This window comes from Massilia sp. UYP11 (genome assembly GCF_050434805.1).
GTDB lineage: Bacteria > Pseudomonadota > Gammaproteobacteria > Burkholderiales > Burkholderiaceae_D > Telluria.
In genome coordinates, this window is the sequence record NZ_JBNDJE010000055.1 from 1 (window position 1) to 1,703 (window position 1,703).

The 1,703-nt window shown below is 56.6% G+C and carries 1 protein-coding gene; it reads right to left on the bottom strand.

Features of this window, described 5'->3' with window-relative positions:
* Positions 1-60 precede the first annotated feature (60 nt).
* On the bottom strand, positions 61-1,371 hold the full coding sequence (locus ABIB38_RS24130) for a methyl-accepting chemotaxis protein (protein ID WP_429207340.1): 1,311 nt from the start codon (positions 1,369-1,371) through the stop codon (positions 61-63).
* Positions 1,372-1,703 lie beyond the last annotated feature (332 nt).

Here is a 1,703-nt window from a genome sequence, read left to right on the forward strand (position 1 = left end):
TTGAATTCCTCTGTGTACCGCTTACCGCTCATATCTTCTCCTTGTGCCCGATATTATGGCTCAGGAGTGTCTACGATAGTCGTGGCGATTCACATTGACCTTGGCGACCGATTCACCGATCAATGCCGAGATCTCCTTGGCGGCCGTGGCCGAACGCTGCGCCAGGTTGCGTACTTCGCTCGCAACCACGGCGAAGCCTCGTCCTTGCTCGCCGGCGCGTGCGGCTTCGACCGCGGCATTCAGTGCCAGGATATTGGTCTGGAAAGCAATGGCGTCGATCACACCGATGATGTCCGAGATCTTGCGCGCCGATGTATTGATGTCCTGCATGGTATTGACCACGGCGGAGACGACGGTGCCGCCCTTGCTCGCGACAGTGCTGGCCGATTCGGCGAGCGTGTTGGCATGACGGGCATAGGCGGTATTCTGTTTGACGACGGCAGTCAGCTCTTTCATCGAATCGGCAGTGCGCCCCAGCGAGTTCGCCTGTTCCTCGGTGCGCATCGACAGATCGTCGTTACCGGCGCTGATCTCGCTGGACGCGGTCGCGATCATGTCGGTACCGCCACGGACCTGGGCAACGATGTTTTGCAAGCTGGCCTGCATTTCGCGGATGGCATGCATGACGCTGGCCTCGTCGTCGGGACGCACGGCCACGTTGATGGTGAGGTCGCCCGAGGCAATGGCTGACGCGATGCGATTGACTTCGATCGGTTCGCCACCCAACTGGCGCAACAGGTGTGCCGTGATCGCGCTGCCGACCAATACGCTCAGGCTGACTGCGGCAAGCGTGACCACGACGATCGTGGTCTTGGCGGACGCGATCGACTCCTGCGCATCGGCGGTGCCCTTGGTGACTTGTTGCTGCACGATGGTGATGACCCGATCGATGTCGAGCACGTTTTGACGGCGCAATGGACTGCACTCATTAACAAGGAAGGCGCCATACTCGGCCAACTGGCCGGCGCTGCGGTAGCGGCGTGGGCGGTTCAGCTCTTGCGCCATCTGCAGCAGGCCGTCACGCATCTTTGCAAAGTCGGCATTCCCAACAAATAGTGGCTCCAGGGCGTGTAGTTCGGTGAGATAACGGGCCTTGTGTTCGTCCAGGAGCTCGAGCTCGCGTGTGGCGTCAGTTACGTTCGGGAAAATGTAGGCATTGCGCGCGGCAAGGCCAGTCTGGGCGAGCGATTCGCGCAATGCGTATAGACGCTCGAGCTGGGTCGTGCGCACCATGTTTTGTGCGGTGAGTTCTTCACCGACATTCCCTAATTCACGCCAAGCAAAGATGGCCAGCACGATAATCAGGATCCCGACCAGGCCAAACCCGAAGCCAAGCTTGGCCCGCGTGCTAAGTGCAGAAAGTGATCGCATAAAACTCTTTGTAAAAGTGATGAGGCAAACGAAGTCCCTGTCGGCTTGGTATGCCAACAAAAACAAATACTTGGGTAACAAAGAATTATAGAAAACTACTTATCGCGCACGATTGAGTCTGGGCGGAAAGCAAAGTTTTTTGTACGCAATGTGCTTTATGCACAAAAGCGATTGGGTGCTTGCACAACAGGACGGTTTTTAGGGATACAAAGCAAAAAACCCCACCAGGATCACCTTGTGGGGTTTTTCTATATAACTAGCCTGACGATAACCTACTTTCACACTGGTTGCAGCACTATCATCGGCGCAAAGTCGTTTCACGGTCCTGTTCG

Coding starts and splice junctions, on each gene's coding strand:
- ABIB38_RS24130 (WP_429207340.1), bottom strand. CDS start 1,371: ATGCGATCACTTTCTGCACTTAGCACGCGGGCCAAGCTTGGCTTCGGG.